This window comes from Saccharomonospora marina XMU15, assembly GCF_000244955.1.
Classification (GTDB): domain Bacteria; phylum Actinomycetota; class Actinomycetes; order Mycobacteriales; family Pseudonocardiaceae; genus Saccharomonospora_A; species Saccharomonospora_A marina.
Genome location: NZ_CM001439.1, coordinates 2,658,384 through 2,674,563 on the forward strand (window position 1 = coordinate 2,658,384; position 16,180 = coordinate 2,674,563).

Genomic DNA, 16,180 nt, shown 5'->3' on the forward strand with positions numbered 1-16,180 from the left:
CGTCGGTAGTCGTCGGCAGTCGTCGATCGGCACCACGGCGAGACCGTCCGACCGCTCGGAGTCGCCGACACTTCGGTGCGCGGCCGTCTAGGGTGTGACCATGCCGAACACCGCCGACGGGCAGGCAGCCGGGCTCGACCCCGCGCTACGGGCGGAGCTGCACGAGCTCACCGCCAGCTTGTGCAAGGCGCTCAACGAGCCAAAGCGGCTGATGCTGCTGTACGCGCTCGCCGACGGCCCGCGTTCGGTGGGGCAGCTGTGCGAGATTCTGGACACCACACAGCCCAACGTCTCCCAGCACCTGGCGATGTTGCGGGAGCGTGGCATCGTCGGCACCCGGCGAAACGGCAACAGCATCATCTACTCGCTGCGCTATCCCCAGTTGCTGCGAGCCATCGACCTGCTGCGCGACATCATGGCCGCTGAGGCCGGGCGGCGCCGGGGCCTGGCCGGTCGCGGCTAGCCGCGCCACCGGCACCGGTTGCCGCGACGACATCACGCAGCACCGGCGGGAGCTGCTCCCCGGACCGCAGCACCAACCGCAGCACCCGCCGTAGATCCAGGCCCTGCATCGGCACCACGACCAGCTTGCCCTGCGCCACGTCCTCGGCCAGGGCAAGCGAACTCAGCACGGCAGGCCCGATCCCGGCCTCGACGGCGGCCTTGATGGCGGTGGTGGAGGACAGCTCCATGATCGGGGCCGGGCGCGAGTGGTAACCGAGCCCTTCAAGCTCGTGGTCCAGCACGTAGCGGGTGCCCGACCCGGGTTCCCGGCTGATCAGCGGCGTCGCGGCGAGTTCGGACGCGCTCACCGGCTCGGTGCGGCGGGCCCACGGGTGGTCGTGCGGCACCACGAGCAGTAACTGGTCACGTGCCACCGGGTACGCGCGCAACCCCTCGGGCGGTCGAGCGCCCTCCACGAACCCCAGATCGGCCTTGCCGGAAAGCACCAGTTCGGCCACCTCGGCCGAGTTGACCACCTGCAGCCCGATCGTCGCGGCAGGCAGCCGCCTGCGCAGCTCCGCCAGCCAGCCGGGCAACAGGTACTCGGCGATGGTCATGCTGCACGCGAGCTGGATACGGCTGGCCTGCTGGTTACGCAGCGCCGATATCCCCGCGTCCAGTTCGGCGGCCGCGTCGACAACGCGACCCGCCCAGTCGGCGATCACCGCGCCCTCGTCGGTGAGCTGCGAGCCGGTCGCCGACCGCACGATCAGGGGTACCCCGATCAGGCGCTCCATGTTGCGCACGCGCGACGCGGCGGCGGGTTGCGAGATGCCGTGCTCGCGCGCGGCCTTACCCAGACTTCCCAGCTTGGCGACGCTGAGCAGCAGATCGAGGGCACCGATCTCCGGTACCCGTGGCGGCAGTGGCACGCGTTCACGGTACTCCAAAGTTCAGCTTTGGAGTACCCAGGATCGACGTTGCTACCGGGGGTGTGGCCACGGAACTAGCGTCACAGCGGGTCACAGTACGGAGGTTCCATTGCGGTACGGCTTCGCGATCGACCAGCGCACGTGCATCGGCTGCCACGCCTGCACGGTCGCCTGCAAGACCGAGCATGAGGTTCCGGTCGGACAGTTCCGCACCTGGGTGAAGTACGTGGAGTCGGGAGAGTTCCCCGCCACCACCCGGGATTTCGGCGTCATGCGGTGCAACCACTGCACCGACGCCCCTTGCGTGAAGATCTGTCCCACCCAGGCTCTGTTCAAGCGGGACGACGGCATCGTCGACTTCGACAACGAGCGTTGCATCGGGTGCAAGGCCTGCATGCAGGGCTGCCCCTACGACGCGATCTACATCGACGAGGACACCCACACGGCCGCGAAGTGCAACTTCTGCGCCCACCGGGTGGACGAGGGTTTGGAGCCCGCCTGCGTGGTGGTGTGCCCGACGCACTCCATCTGGGTCGGCGACCTCGACGACCCCACCAGCGGGATCGCCAAGCTCGTGAACGAGAACCCGGTGCAGGTCAGGGCCCCTGAGCAGAACACCGGACCGAACGTGTTCTACCTCGGGGCGGACCGCGCCGTGCTGGACCCGCAGGCCGCACCCACCGGTGAGTCGTACCTGTGGGCGCGCCCGGACGAGCACCGCAAGTCGGCGTCCAAGGATCTCCCGGTCGACCCGGTGAGCAAGGCACGCACCACGCTCAACACCGCGCACCCGAGGCCGTGGGGCTGGCGGGTCACGACCTACCTGTGGACCAAGGCCGTCGGCGCGGGCGCGATGCTGCTCGCCGCCCTGGCACACCTGCTCGGTGTGGACCTCGGCGCGGTCGGCGACATCGTGGCTCCGGCCGTCGGTGTGGCCGGTATCGCGATCACCGGTGTGCTGCTGGTGTGGGACCTCAAGCGACCCGAGCGCTTCCTGTACATCCTGCTCAAACCCAACCCGACCTCGTGGATGTTCTGGGGCGCGGTGGTGCTCGGAGCGGGAGCGGCGCTGTTCGTGGCGTGGCTGGCGATGGGCGTGCTGGGCACCGCCGGAATCGTCGCCGCCTCCACCGTGGACACGGTGTTCACGTGGCTGGCCGTTCCCGCATTGCTCGCCGCCGCGATGACCGCGGGCTACACCGGGTTCCTGTTCGGCCAGGCCGAGGGACGCGACCTGTGGCAGTCGCCGCTGCTGTTCTGGCACCTCGTCGTGCAGGCCTTCATGGTCGGCGCCGGCGCGCTCGCCGTCGCCGCACTGGTCGAGGGCACCGACGCCGCGGGCCGCACCTTCGTGCTGTCCGCGCTGACCGTCACGGCACTGCTGCACGTGTTCATGCTGCTCTTCGAATACCTGGGCAGGCACGCCACCAGGCACGCCGCCGCGGCCGCGCACATGGTCGTCTCCGGTCGCTACGCACGGCTGTTCTGGGCGGGAGGCATCGGACTCGCCCTGCTCGCGACGGCGCTCGCGGGCGCAGGCTGGGCCGCGGGATCACTCGCACTCGGGCTGCTGGCAGGGCTCGTGGTGCAGGCCGCGCTGCTGGCCTACGAGAGCGTCTTCGTCCGCGCCGGGCAAGACGTCCCGCTGTCCTGAACCCCATGCCATCACGAAAGGAGCCTCCCACTATGACCGGGACCGAACCGGTGCTGCCGGGAGCGCGAACCCACGAGCACCTGCGCAACTTCCCTCCGGTGTCCGACTGGGACAACCACATCGAGTACGACGCGAAGGCGCATCCGCGCAAGGTCCCGCACTCCTACATGCTGATCCCCACCACGTGCTTCAACTGCGAGAGTGCGTGCGGCCTGCTGGCCTACGTCGACAAGGACGACCTGTCGGTCAAGAAGCTGGAAGGCAACCCCGCACACCCCGGTTCGCGTGGCCGCAACTGCGCCAAGGGCCCGGCGACGGTCAACCAGCTCGACGACCCCGAGCGCATCCTGCACCCGATGCGGCGCAAGGGTGAGCGCGGTGGCGGCGAGTGGGAGCGCGTGAGTTGGGACGACGCGCTCGACGACATCGCGGGTCGCATCCGCAAGGCGATCAGCGAGGACCGCCACAACGAGATCATGTACCACGTCGGCAGGCCCGGTGAGGACGGCTTCGCCGAACGGTTCCTCACCGCGTGGGGCGTGGACGGGCACAACTCCCACACCAACATCTGCTCGGCGGGAGCCCGCCTCGGCATGTCGTTGTGGACCGGTTTCGACCGGCCCTCCGCCGACCACGCCAACGCCAAGGTCATCCTGCTGCTGTCGAGCCACCTGGAGACCGGCCACTACTTCAACCCGCACGCGCAGCGGATCATGGAGGGCAAGCAGTCCGGGGCCAAGCTGATCGTGGTCGATCCCCGGATGTCCAACACCGCCTCCCACGCCGACGTGTGGCTGGCGCCGTGGCCGGGAAGCGAGGCCGCGATCCTGCTGGCCGTTGCCTCCTACCTGCTGCGCACCCGCAGGATCGACAAGGAGTTCGTGCGGCGCTGGTTCAACTGGCGCACCTACCTGGAGGAACTGCACCCCGACGTCGAGCCGGACTTCGAGGTGTTCCTCGACCGGATCACCGCCGACTACGACGAGTACACCTTCGAGTTCGCGGCCGAGGAGGCGCAGATCCCGGCCGAGCGCATCGCCGAGATCGCCGAACTGGTCGCGGACTGCGACGGCAGGCTCGCCGCCCACGTCTGGCGCGCGGCGACCGCGGGCAACCTCGGCGGCTGGCAGGTGGCGCGCGCGCTGTGGTTCGTGCTCGCGCTCACCGGCAGCATCGGCAAGCGCGGTGGCACCAGCCCCAACGGCTGGCACAAGTTCATCCCGCACGGCCCCAACAAGCCGGAACCCCACGAGCGGTGGAACGAACTGACCTGGCCGCGGGAGTACCCGCTGGCCACCAACGAGATGTCGATCCTGCTGCCGCACTTCCTCGCCGAGGGCCGAGGCAAGCTGGAGGTGTACTTCTCCCGCGTCTACAACCCGATCTGGACCAACCCGGACGGGTTCACCTGGATGGAGGCGCTGACCGACCAGGACAAGGTCGGCCTGCACGTGGCGCTGACCCCGACGTGGTCGGAGACCGCCGAGTTCGCCGACTACGTGCTGCCGATGGGGCACTCCAGCGAGCGGCACGACACGCAGTCCTACGAGACGCACGCCGGGCGCTGGCTGGGTTTCCGGCAGCCGGTGCGCAGGGTCGCAATGGACAAGCTCGGCAAGGAATACACCGACACCCGCGACGCCAACCCCGGCGAGGTGTGGGAGGAGAACGAGTTCTGGTTCGAGCTGTCGTGGCGCATCGACCCCGACGGCAGCCTCGGCATCCGCCGCTACTTCGAGTCGCCGTACCGGCCCGGTGAGAAGATCACGGTGGACGAGTACTACCGGTGGATGTTCGAGAACGAGGTGCCCGGCCTGCCGAAGAAGGCAGCCGATCAGGGCATGGAACCGCTGGAGTACATGCGCCGCTACGGCGTCGTCGAGGTCGACACCGACGTGTACCGGGTGGACGAGCGGCCGGTGACCGAAAGCCAGCTCGCCGAGGCCACCGCCGACGAGAACGGCGTGCTGCGCACCCCGGTGACCCCGGACTCGGTGGCACCGGTGATCGGCGAGGCGGGCGCGGTCGGCCTCAAGCACGAGGACGGCACCGCCACGTTCGGCTGGCCGACACCGTCGCGCAGGCTGGAGGTCTACTCCACCTCGATGCGGGACTGGGGCTGGCCGGAGCACACCACGCCCGGCTACATCCGCTCGCACGTCGCCAGGAGCGAGATCGACCTGGAGGCCGGTGAGTTGGTGCTCGTGCCCACCTTCCGGCTGCCCACACTGATCCACACCCGCTCGGGCAACGCGAAGTACCTCAACGAGATCTCCAACACCCACCCGCTGTGGCTGAACTCCGTGGACGCCGCGCGGCACGGCGTCGCCACCGACGACCTGGTGCGGATCAACACCGAGATCGGCTACTTCGTGGCGCGGGTCTGGGTGACCGAGGGCATCCGTCCCGGCGTGTGCGCGCTGTCGCACCACATGGGCCGGTGGCGGCTGCACCCGGGCGAGGGCAGTCGCTGGGTCAGCGGCATGGTGGAGCTTTCCCATCCCGACGGTGAGCACACCTGGCTGCTGCGGCACAAGGGCGGCGTCGCGCCGTTCGAGTCCTCCGACCCCGATTCCAGCCGAATCGACTGGACCGACCCCGGCGTGCACCAGAACCTGGCGTTCCCCGTGCATCCCGACCCGCACTCCGGCATGCACGCGTGGCTGCAGAAGATTCGCATGGAGCACGCGAGGCCGCAGGACCGCTACGGCGACGTCTACGTGGACACCCGGCGTTCGGCCGAGGTCTACCGGGAATGGCTCGGCAAGACCCGCGCGACCCTCGGCCCCGGTGGCAAGCGCAGGCCGGAGTTCATGATGCGCCCGCTGGCGCCCAAGCTCCGCGGCTACCAGGTGGACGGGTGAGGTCATGCTGACCCGTAACAGAGGCAAAGCCGGCAAAGCCACCGTCGACGAGGCGGCACTGCGTGAGGCGGTGGCCGCCGTACCCGATCCGGAGATCCATCGCGGCATCGGCGAGCTGGAGATGCTGCGTTCGGTCACCGTCGGCCGGGGCGGCGCCGTGCACGTCGAGATCGCGCTCACCACCCCCGCCTGCCCGCTTCGTGACCGGCTGACCGCCGACGTCACCTCGGCAGCCACCGAGGTGTCCGGCGTGAGCAGCGTGCAGGTCAGCTTCACCAGCATGACCGAGCGCGAACGCATGGAGCTGGCAGGGCGGCTGCGCGGCAACACCGAAGGCGGCGGCCCCGCCAACGCCTTGGGTTCGCGGACGGCGGTGTACGCGGTGGCCAGCGGCAAGGGCGGCGTCGGCAAGTCGTCCGTCGCCGCGAACCTCGCGGTGGCGCTTGCCGCCTCGGGCAAGCGGGTCGGGCTGATCGACGCCGACGTGTGGGGCTACTCGGTCCCGCAGCTGTTCGGCGTGCGGCGCAACCCGGTCGCGCTCAAGGGGCTCATGCTGCCCGTCGAGGCGCACGGGGTGCGGCTGATGTCGGTCGGCTTCTTCGTCTCCGAGGAGGAGCCGGTCGTCTGGCGCGGCCCGATGCTGCACAAGGCGCTGGAACAGTTCCTGTCCGATGTGCACTGGGGAGAGCTGGACGTGCTGCTGCTCGACCTGCCACCCGGCACAGGCGACATCACGCTGTCGCTGCTCGAGCTGTTGCCGCAGGCCGCGCTGCTGGCGGTCACCACGCCGCAGCCTGCCGCGCGCAACGTCGCCTCCAGGGTCGGCCGCATGGCCAAGGACATGCGGATGCCGGTGGCGGGCGTGGTGGAGAACATGAGCACACTTCACTGCGCCAGCTGTGGCGAGCACACCGCGATGTTCGGCTCCGGCGGCGGGCAGCAACTGGCCGACGAACTCGGCACCGAGCTGCTCGCGCAGATACCGCTGGACGTGGCGCTGCGCGAGGCAGGCGACATCGGGGTGCCCGTGGTGACGGGGGCGCCGCTGGCGCAGTCCGCCGCCGCGTTCACCGAGTTGGCGCAGCGGCTTCCGGTCGTGCGACGCAGCATCGCCGGGCTGGCACTGCCGCTGTCGGTCGTGAACTGAAACCGTGGCCACAACCGTGCGTGTGAGGCGACGACACGGCGGCGCGGCAGGCGGCACCCGCAGCCGGTGGATGTACGACGCCATCGCCGGGGTCAGCGTGGCGATGGTCGGTATCCCGCAGTCGCTGGCCTACGCCGAACTGGCCGGGCTGCCGCCGATCGCGGGGCTGTACGCGGGGGCGCTGCCGCCGCTGCTGGCCGCGATCTTCGCGTCCTCGCCCTACCTGCAGACCGGGCCGGTGGCCATCACCGCGCTGCTGACCTACAGCGCGTTGAGCACCATCGCCACGCCGGGCAGTCCGGAGTACGTCGGGCTGGGACTGGCGCTGGCACTGGTGGTCGGCGTCGTGCGGGTGGGGCTAGGGCTGCTGCGGGCAGGCTGGCTGGCCTACCTGATGTCACAGCCGATGCTGCTCGGCTTCGTACCCGCCGCCGCGGTGCTGATCGCCAGTTCGCAGCTGCCCAAGGTGCTTGGAGTCTCGCCACCGGGGTACGGCAACGAGATCGTCGAGGCGGGCTGGGGTCTGGCGCATCCGGCACAGTGGAGCCTGGCGGCGCTGGCGATGGGCGCGATGACGGTCCTGGTGGTGCTGGGTGCGCGGCGGCTGCATCCGCTGGTGCCCGGGGTCCTGCTGGCGGCGGTCGTCGGCATCGCGGTCTCGGCGCTGGGCTTCTACCCCGCACCCGTCGTCGACGACATCCCTTCGGGCTTCCTGCCGTTCACCCTCGACGAGATCCCGTGGGACAGGCTGCCGGAGTTGCTGCTGCCCGGCGCGATCATCGCGCTGATCGGGTTCACCGAGGCGGCGTCGATCTCACGCCGGTTCGCCTCCGAGGAGCGCACGCGCTGGAACGCCAACCGGGAGTTCATCAGCCAGGGCGTGGCCAACGTGGCCGCCTCCGCGGTCGGTGGCATGCCGTGTGGCGGCTCGTTCTCCCGCAGCTCGGTGAACCGGATGTCAGGCGCGAGAACGCGGTGGTCGGGGGCCTTCACCGGGTTGACGGTGCTGGCGTTCCTGCCGTTCGCCACCGTGTTGCGGCCGCTGCCGCTTGCGGTGCTCGGCGCCATCGTGATCGTCGCCGTGGTGAGCCTGATGCGGTTTCGGCCGCTGTTGCGACTGTGGCGGCTTTCCACCCCGCAGGCGGTCATCGCCTGGACCACGTTCCTGGCGACCGTGCTGCTGGCGCCCCGCCTCGACATCGCCGTGCTGATCGGTGTGGGGCTTTCGGTCGCGGTGTTCCTGTGGCGGTCGCTGCAACTGGAGATCGACGTGGAGACCGAGGGCACGACACTGCGGTTCGTTCCGCGTGGCGTGCTGTGGTTCGGCACCGCGCAACGCCTCGACACCGTGCTGCTCGACGCGCTCGCCGCACATCCGGACGCCGACGCACTGGTGATCGACCTCGGCAGGCTCGGCCGCATCGACACCACCGGGGCGCTGATGCTGCGCTCGGTGCTCGACCAGGCGCGTGGCGCCGGGCTGCGGGCCGACGTCAACGGCATCCCACCGCAGTCACGCAAGCTGACCGAACGCGTGCTCGGGCCGGAGATCGGACCGCTGGACTGACCGCCCGGCACGGTGCGTCCGTCGGTCGTGGCACGCGCGGCTACGATCGGGACATGACCGAGGACAGCTCAGTGAGGAACCCGGCAGCCGGACGACGCGTACCCGCTCGAACGCGCTGATGGAGCCGGTTCGGCGCATCGTCGGCGGGCGCAGGGCGGGTACCGTCGCCCGCTTGCTGGACGCCGCGGTCGAGGAACTGCGCGTGGTGGAGTACCAGGAGCTGTCCGTACGCTCGGTGGCCAAACGCGCCGGTGTCTCGCCCGCGACGGCCTACACGTATTTCTCCTCCAAGGACCACCTCGTCAGCTCGATCGTGTGGCGCAAGGTCCAGGAGCTGTCCGAGCAGGACGGCGGCGGCGCTGCCGCCGACGGTGAGCACGGCGAACTGCACCACGTGGTCCGCCGCATCACCAGGGTGTTCTCGGAGGAACCCGAACTGAGCAAGGCCTACACCTCCGCGCTGCTGTCCGACGACCCGGAGGTGCGGCGGCTACGGGAGCAGATCGGGGCGGAGCTGGCAAGGCAGCTGTCCGACACCCTGGAGCCCGCGCGCGAAGAGGTCAGCGGCGCGGTCACCATGGCATTCGTCGGCGGCATGCTGCTCGCCGGCATGGGCTACCTCGCCTTCGACGACATCGCGGACCGCCTCGAGGCGATGGCACGCCTCATGCGTGCCTGACCCCTCCGCGAGTCCTGCGTTCCTGCCCGCGAGTCCTGCGTTCCCGTCCGCGAGTCCTGCGTTCCTGCCCGCGAGTTCCGCCTCAGCGTTCCGGCAGCACGATGCCGTACTCGTGGATCTTGCGGTAGATCGTCGCTCGTGACATGCCGAGCAACTGCGCGGCCTTGCTCTTGTTGCCGCCGGCGTCCTCGATGCTCTGCACGATCGCGTCCCGCTCGATGGACTCCAGCCGGTTCAGCGAGCGGCGGGCGGCGGTGCGGTACCTGGCGGGCAGGTCGGCGGGCCGGATGGTGCCCGCTCTGCGGTGCCTCACGATCTGCTTGAGCAGGTTGAACAACTGCGTGACGTTACCGGGCCAGCTCGCCCGCATCAGCAGATGCATGGTGGTCGGCGAGCAGGTCAACCGGTCGGCGTGGCCGAGCTTGCTGAGCAGGAACGGCACCAGCTCGCGCAGATCGTCGACGTGATGGCGCAGCGGCGGCACCTCGACGGTACGGGGAAACAGCGCCAGCAGCGGAGCGAGGGCGGCGCCCGCGTCGGCGTCGGAGCTGAGCGTCACCACCACCCACGGCGCCGTGGAATCCGATCCCGACTCGCGCAGCCCGCCGAGTACGCCCGCCAGCGAGTGTGCCGTGGTCTGCGGCAACCGGTCCACGTAGCGGATCAGTACAGCACGCGGCGCGTCCTGACGCAGCTCGTCGGCGAGCGCGTCCACCCAGGCGGTGCCGCTCGACCTGGTGGCACTCACCGTGAGCAACCTGCCCGCCGGGTCGCGCCGCTGATGCACCGCGCGAGCGACGGCGCTCTTGCCCGCGCCCGGCTCGCCCGCCAGCGCCAACCACTCGCCCGCACGGTAGCCGGCGTCCACGTCGTGACAGCAACGCAGCCACGCTGGCGCCGACCCGACGATGCCGGGGAGGAACAGCGGCACCGACGCGTCCGGGGCGGGACGCGACTCCTCCGGCTCCACCAGCTGCACGGTCAGCACGCCGCCGACGATGTCGCTGTCGCAGGCACCGAACACCCTGCGGCAGCGCAACCGCACCCTGCTGCCGGTGGGCAGCGCGAGCACCGCGGTGTCCCTCGGCCGCTCGGCAAGTGCCTGCCGGGCGTGACCGAGCAGCACCGACTGGTCGCAGGGATCCAGCAACTGCCGCGCGCTGTCGTTGAGCATCACGATGTCGTCGTTGAACGCGATGACCACGCCGGTGGTGTGCTGGCAGGCCTGCAGGTAGGCCTGGAACAGCGCCAACTCCCGAAGGCTGGTGTTGGTCATCAGCGACTGTCGGATCTGCTCGGCGGTGGTTCTGGCCAGTGCGATGAGCAACCTGCCCGCGTCCTTGCGCCAGCAGGTCAGGTCCACGGCTCCGACCACCTTTCCCGACACCGGATGGTGGATCGGCACCCCGGCGCAGGCCAGCGTCTCCAGGTGCTCGGCGTAGTGCTCGTGGCCGAACACGTGCGTCGGGCGGCCGTCCTCCAACGCGGTCCCGATGCCGTTGGTGCCCACGAACCGCTCGCCGTAGCTGAAACCGGGCACGAGCGCGACCCGGTCCAGGTGTTGTTGCAGGTCCCGGTCGCCGGTGTGCTGGGTCAGCACAACGCCGTTCGGATCGGTCAGGATGAGGCTGATCGGCTGCCCTTCCAGTTGCTCACCCAACTTGCGCAACACGGGGTCTGCGCTGTTGATGAGCGGGGTGTCCAGGTTCCGGTCCTCGAAGTAGGGCAGGTCGATGTGGTCGGGCGGCACCCGCGCCTGCTGCGAGCGCCACCACGAGGTGAGGATCGCGTCGCGCACCGCGTCGGGCTCCATGGCCTCCGAGGTCAGGAAGCGCACCCGGCTGCGCGCAACCCGGTCGTCGTCGACGCCCGTCTTACGGGAAACAGGCGTCAGCCGCCGTGCCGAACTTCTGGGGTCCACGTCGACCTCCTTCCCCGCTGTGACGGCAGGGCCGGTACCGGCACCTCGCTGTGGGCCGAGTCACAGAGTACGGGGGCCGCGGTGCTCGCGGGTGTCTCAATTTGAGACGGCCACCGGGGGCGGCCGGCGGTGTCATGGGTGCTCAAAGGCGACATTCACGCCAGGGAGGCACCAGATGGAACCGGAGCAGACCTACAACCCGTGGACCGTCGTGAACCTGGTCTTCGACCATCTCGTCGAGCAGGGGCTGCGCCCGACCCTCGGCGAGGCGGGCCCGCCGGGTGAGCCCGCGGCCGCACTGCTGCGCGCACTGGGAGTCCGGCCGACCCCTGAGGGCGATGCCCGCGTGAGTGAGGACGCCAAGCAACACCTGGCCACGTTGCGTGCCGAACTGCTCGACGAACCGTGAGACCCACGGGCTGTCTCATATTGAGACCGATATCACGCCAACGCCGGGTTGTACTTCTGGTGTCCGACGCGCGGCCGATCGCATCGACGCGCCACCGGCGACGGCCGCCGCCGGCCGCCAGCGACGGGTAAGGAGACAAGATGAGCCGCCAGAGCGTGGCGAAAGCCCACCAGAAGATCCAGGAACTGTCCTGGGAACCGGCGTACCACACGCCGGTCTCCCACTACGGAACCGACTACACCTTCCGCAAGGCGAAGAAGAAGGACCCGCTCAAGCAGGTACTGCGCTCCTACTTCCCGATGCAGGAGGAGAAGGACCACCGGGTCTACGGCGCGGAGGACGGCGCCATCCGCGGCAACATGTTCCGGCAGGTCCAGCAGCGCTGGCTGGAGTGGCAGAAGCTGTTCCTTTCCATCATCCCGCTGCCGGAGATCTCGGCCGCCCGCGCGATGCCACTGCTGTTTCGCACGGTGCCGAACCCGGAACTGCACAACGGGCAGGCCATCCAGATGATCGACGAGGTCAGGCACTCGACGATCCAGCAGAACCTCAAGCGCCTGTACATGAACAACTACATCGACCCGGCCGGCTTCAACACGAGCCTGCGCGGGTTCCACAACGACTACTGCGGCACCATCGGCAGGCAGTTCGCCGAGGGCTTCATCACCGGCGACGCCATCACCGCCGCCAGCGTCTACCTCACCATCGTGGCCGAGACGGCGTTCACCAACACGCTGTTCGTCGCCATGCCCGCCGAGGCGGCCGCCAACGGCGACTACCTGCTGCCGACGGTGTTCCACTCGGTGCAGTCCGACGAATCGAGGCACATCAGCAACGGCTACGCCACGCTGCTGATGGCGCTGTCCGACGAGGGCAACCACGAACTGCTCGAGCGCGACCTGCGCTACGCGTGGTGGAACAACCACTGCGTCGTCGACGCCGCGATCGGCACCTTCATCGAGTACGGAACCAAGGACCGCCGAAAGGACCGCGAGAGCTACGCGGAGATGTGGCGCCGCTGGATCTACGACGACTACTACCGCAGCTACCTGGTGCCGCTGGAGAAGTACGGTCTGACGATCCCGCACGACCTCGTCGAGGAATCCTGGAACCGCATCTGGAACAAGGGCTACGTGCACGAGGTCGCGCAGTTCTTCGCCACGGGGTGGCTGGCCAACTACTGGCGCATCGACCCCATGACGGACGAGGACTTCGAGTGGTTCGAGCACAAGTACCCCGGCTGGTACGACAAGTACGGCAAGTGGTGGGAGAACTACAACCGCCTCGCCGTGCCCAACGGCCACAACCCCATCGCGTTCGAGGACGTCGACTACGTCTACCCGCACCGCTGCTGGACGTGCATGGTGCCGTGCCTCATCCGTGAGGACATGGTGATGGACGAAGTGGACGGCCAGTGGCGCACCTACTGCTCGCAGGGCTGCCACTGGACCGACAAGGTCGCGTTCCGGCCGACCTACCAGGGTCGCCAGACACCCAACATGGGCAAGCTGGTCGGCTCCAGGGAGTGGGAGACGCTGTACCACGGCTGGAACTTCGCCGACATCGTCAAGGACATGGGTTTCGTCCGCGACGACGGCAAGACGCTCGTGGCCCAGCCGCACCTCGACCTCGACCCCAAGAAGATGTGGACGCTGGACCACCTGCGTCGCTGCCCACCCTTCGCCAGCCCCAACGTGACGTTGAACGAGATGACCCCGCAGCAGCGGGAGGAGTTCTACGCCGACTACGTGCGGCAGGGGCCCGCGGGCCGGCCCGCCCCTGCGCAGGACTGACGGCCACCTACCGGACGAGCGCGGGGCCGGGCGGTGCCCGCCCCGCGCCTCGTCCACGACCGACGAGGACGGGCGAACCCATGGCAGAAAAGCACCTGGTGCGCTTCGAGCCGGTCGGCATCGAGATCGAGGTCGACGAGGAGCAGACCATCCTGCGGGGTGCGGCGGAGCAGGGTGTACTGCTCATGCACGGCTGCAAGGAGGGCCAGTGCGGCTCCTGCAAGTCCTTCATCCTCGAGGGGGAGGACGTCGAACACGACCGGTACTCCACCTTCGCGCTGCCCGAGTTCGAGAAGGAGGAGGGCTTCACCCTGCTGTGCAGGGCACACGCGTACGAGGACCTGACCATCGAGTTGCTCAACTACGACGAGGAGATGATCCACTCCGGACTGCCGATCGAGGAGGCCGTGGTCGAGGTCGTCTCCAACGAGCACGTCACCCACGACATGCGCCACCTGGTGGTGCGGCTCGTCGAACCGGAGTCGTTGCGCTTCTTTCCCGGTCAGTACGTGGATTTCGAGATACCGGACACCGATCGGACGCGGTCGTTCTCGATGGCCAACACCTCCAGCCTGGAGTCCGGCCGGTTGGAGTTCGTCATCAAGATCTACACCGACGGCCTGTTCTCCAACTTCCTCGACACCAAGGTGTCGATCGGTGACCGGCTGCGGGTGACCGGGCCGTTCGGGGCGTTCACCCTGCGCGACGCTGCGGGCAAGGACCTGGTCTTCGTCGGGGGTGGCGCCGGCATGGCGCCGATCCTGTCGCTGCTTCGCTCCATGGCCGAGCGGGGCAGCGACAGGACGGCGACCTTCTACTACGGAGCACGCAGGCGCAGGGATCTGTGCTTCACCGACGAATTGCGCGAACTCGAACGCACGCTCCCCGGATTCCGCTACATCCCCGCGCTGTCCGAACCGGACGACTCCGACGAGTGGGACGGCGAGGTAGGCCTGATCACGGACGTGGTCGCGCGCAACGAGACCGACCTCTCAGGCGCGGACGCCTACGTCTGCGGCCCGCCGCCGATGGTGGAGGCCGCCGTCGAACTGCTGCCCTCGCTGGGTGTGGCGGCCGATCGCGTGTTCTACGACAAGTTCACCACCACCGGGGAATCCGACGGGTCCGATCCACTTCGACAGTAAGGATCAACGATGACAACCACGCAGGAACCCGCGCAACAACAGCGCAGCGTACCGAAGCCGGTCTTCACCGACGCCGAAGCGGGCGCGAGGCAGTTCCCCGACTCCGAGTCACGCCGCTTCAACTACTTCTCACCGAAGAAGCGCAAGCAGAGCCACTACGAGGACGTGACCGTCGAGGTGCAGCCCGACCCGAGGCACTACCTCAGCCAGGGCTGGCTCTACGCCTTCTCCGACGGCAAGGGCGGCTATCCGCTGGAGTGGACGGTGCTCAAGGCCTGGGGTAGTGACCGCCCGGAGCCTCGCCGCTACCCCGGTTCGGGCGGGAAGGGCTACGACTGGCCCGCACACGGCTGGCACGAGTTCCGCGATCCGAACGAGGAGTGGGAACAGACCATCTACCGCAACAACTCCAACGTGGTTCGCCAGCTGAACCAGAACGTCGAAGCCGCCCGCGAGGCCGACGCGTTCAGCCAGTGGAACCCGAACTGGGTGCAGTTCGTGGCCCAGCACGTCGGGGCGTGGATGCACGTCGACCACGGGCTGGGGCTCTACCTGTTCGCCAATGCCAACCGCAGGGCGCCCACCAACATGCACAACACCGCGATCTCGGTGAACAGCATGCACCTCATCAGGTCCGCGCAGGATCTGGCGCTGTACAACCTGACGCTGAGCGAGGAGATCGGCGACTTCGACGGCACCGCGCACCTGTCGACGTGGAGTTCCGACCGGGCCTGGCAGGGGGTGCGGGAGGTGACCGAGCAGCTCACCGGCGTGTGGGACTGGGCGGAGGCGGTGTTCGCCGCCAACATCGTGTTCCAGCCGCTGGTGGGGGAGTTGTTCCGCAGCAACCTGGTGCAGCAGGCCGCACCCGGCAACGGCGACTTCGTCACACCGACACTCATCGGCGCGGAGGAGTACGAGTACGCGCAGCGCGATCTGCGCTACACCCGCGCGATGTTCGAACTGCTCACCACCGACAAGGAGTTCGCAGGCCACAACACCGACATCATGCGGTCCTGGCTGAGCACGTGGGTGCCGCGTTGCCTTGAGGCGGCACGCAGCCTGCAACCGTTGTGGTCGCAGCCGGACGCGAAACCGCCGCGCTTCGAGGACGGCCTTGACCGGGCGAAGAGCCGGTTCGCGGGGATCGTTTCCGACCTGGGCCTGAACGTAGTGAAGGAGCTGAACCAGTGACCACGTTCAAGAACCCGGAGAGCCCGTTCAAACCGGACAACACCGCGTCGAACATGTGCGGGTTCACGCTGATGAACAACCAGGTCGGCGCCATCGTCGCCGAGGTGATGAAGGGCAAGGACAACGTCACCGTCACCCACCTGCCCTCGATGATCCGGGTGGACGCCAAGGGCCGGACGGACGTCGTCTACTCCGAGATCGACGAGGCCGCGGGCGAGGAGGAGGGCTGGTTCGACCAGGCCGAGTTCGAGGAGAGCATGTCCACCCACTACGGCCGCATGGTCCACCTGGACGACCGCACCATCATGTTCGCCAATCCCGAGGACGCCGCCGAGTATCTCGACTTCGACCTCAAGCCGATTCGCTAGATCCACGGGGTCGTGAGTGGAAGCCCGCGGATCCACCACTGTCCACTCACGACCCCTTTCCCC

Annotated in this window: 13 protein-coding genes; 11 read left to right on the forward strand and 2 right to left on the reverse strand. The window is 68.7% G+C overall.

The genetic code is table 11. The annotated features are described in order from the left end of the window. The first annotated feature begins 100 nt into the window (after nucleotides 1-100). Nucleotides 101-463, forward strand: a complete 363-nt coding sequence (locus tag SACMADRAFT_RS12610) for an ArsR/SmtB family transcription factor (protein WP_009154205.1) — start codon at nucleotides 101-103, stop codon at nucleotides 461-463. Here SACMADRAFT_RS12610 and SACMADRAFT_RS12615 read toward each other — a convergent pair. Continuing rightward, complete coding sequence (locus tag SACMADRAFT_RS12615; protein ID WP_009154206.1) at nucleotides 414-1,376, reverse strand: LysR family transcriptional regulator; 963 nt, start codon at nucleotides 1,374-1,376, stop codon at nucleotides 414-416. The genes SACMADRAFT_RS12610 and SACMADRAFT_RS12615 overlap by 50 nt on opposite strands. Nucleotides 1,377-1,485: 109 nt before the next feature. On the opposite strand from SACMADRAFT_RS12615, the gene SACMADRAFT_RS12620 reads away from it, so the two are divergent. The 5 genes from SACMADRAFT_RS12620 (at nucleotide 1,486) to SACMADRAFT_RS12640 (ending at nucleotide 9,287) form a co-directional block, all read left to right on the forward strand. Continuing rightward, a complete protein-coding gene (locus tag SACMADRAFT_RS12620; protein ID WP_009154207.1) occupies nucleotides 1,486-3,030 on the forward strand; it encodes a 4Fe-4S dicluster domain-containing protein in 1,545 nt (514 codons plus the stop codon). Nucleotides 3,031-3,062: 32 nt separating this feature from the next. After that, nucleotides 3,063-5,894, forward strand: a complete 2,832-nt coding sequence (locus tag SACMADRAFT_RS12625; protein ID WP_009154208.1) for a molybdopterin-dependent oxidoreductase — start codon at nucleotides 3,063-3,065, stop codon at nucleotides 5,892-5,894. A 4-nt stretch (nucleotides 5,895-5,898) separates the two neighbouring features. Beyond that, the gene (locus tag SACMADRAFT_RS12630) at nucleotides 5,899-7,041 is read left to right on the forward strand and encodes a P-loop NTPase (protein ID WP_009154209.1); all 1,143 of its coding nucleotides are present in this window, start codon (nucleotides 5,899-5,901) and stop codon (nucleotides 7,039-7,041) included. Nucleotides 7,042-7,063: 22 nt separating this feature from the next. Then, complete coding sequence (locus tag SACMADRAFT_RS12635; protein WP_157617243.1) at nucleotides 7,064-8,608, forward strand: SulP family inorganic anion transporter; 1,545 nt, start codon at nucleotides 7,064-7,066, stop codon at nucleotides 8,606-8,608. Nucleotides 8,609-8,726: 118 nt separating this feature from the next. Next, a complete protein-coding gene (locus tag SACMADRAFT_RS12640; protein ID WP_009154211.1) occupies nucleotides 8,727-9,287 on the forward strand; it encodes a TetR/AcrR family transcriptional regulator in 561 nt (186 codons plus the stop codon). An 82-nt stretch (nucleotides 9,288-9,369) separates the two neighbouring features. Here the strand turns inward: SACMADRAFT_RS12640 and SACMADRAFT_RS12645 are convergent, their stop codons facing one another. After that, complete coding sequence (locus SACMADRAFT_RS12645; RefSeq protein ID WP_009154212.1) at nucleotides 9,370-11,208, reverse strand: sigma-54-dependent Fis family transcriptional regulator; 1,839 nt, start codon at nucleotides 11,206-11,208, stop codon at nucleotides 9,370-9,372. Between the two features lie 175 nt (nucleotides 11,209-11,383). Here SACMADRAFT_RS12645 and SACMADRAFT_RS12650 point away from each other — a divergent pair, with 175 nt between their 5' ends. The 5 genes from SACMADRAFT_RS12650 to mimD all read left to right on the forward strand — a co-directional run bounded on the left by SACMADRAFT_RS12650 (nucleotide 11,384) and on the right by mimD (nucleotide 16,117). Then, nucleotides 11,384-11,617: a hypothetical protein gene (locus tag SACMADRAFT_RS12650; protein ID WP_009154213.1), complete on the forward strand. Its 234-nt coding sequence runs from the start codon at nucleotides 11,384-11,386 to the stop codon at nucleotides 11,615-11,617. Between the two features lie 140 nt (nucleotides 11,618-11,757). Continuing rightward, entirely contained in the window at nucleotides 11,758-13,410 is a 1,653-nt protein-coding gene (locus tag SACMADRAFT_RS12655) for a ferritin family protein (protein WP_009154214.1), read from the forward strand. An 80-nt stretch (nucleotides 13,411-13,490) separates the two neighbouring features. Further along, nucleotides 13,491-14,555, forward strand: coding sequence for an FAD-binding oxidoreductase (locus tag SACMADRAFT_RS12660; protein ID WP_009154215.1), 1,065 nt, complete (start codon nucleotides 13,491-13,493; stop codon nucleotides 14,553-14,555). A 9-nt stretch (nucleotides 14,556-14,564) separates the two neighbouring features. Next, on the forward strand, nucleotides 14,565-15,749 hold the full coding sequence (locus SACMADRAFT_RS12665; protein WP_009154216.1) for a ferritin family protein: 1,185 nt from the start codon (nucleotides 14,565-14,567) through the stop codon (nucleotides 15,747-15,749). Then, nucleotides 15,746-16,117: a propane 2-monooxygenase effector subunit MimD gene (gene mimD / locus SACMADRAFT_RS12670; protein ID WP_009154217.1), complete on the forward strand. Its 372-nt coding sequence runs from the start codon at nucleotides 15,746-15,748 to the stop codon at nucleotides 16,115-16,117. Before SACMADRAFT_RS12665 ends, mimD begins: the two co-directional genes overlap by 4 nt. Nucleotides 16,118-16,180 lie beyond the last annotated feature (63 nt).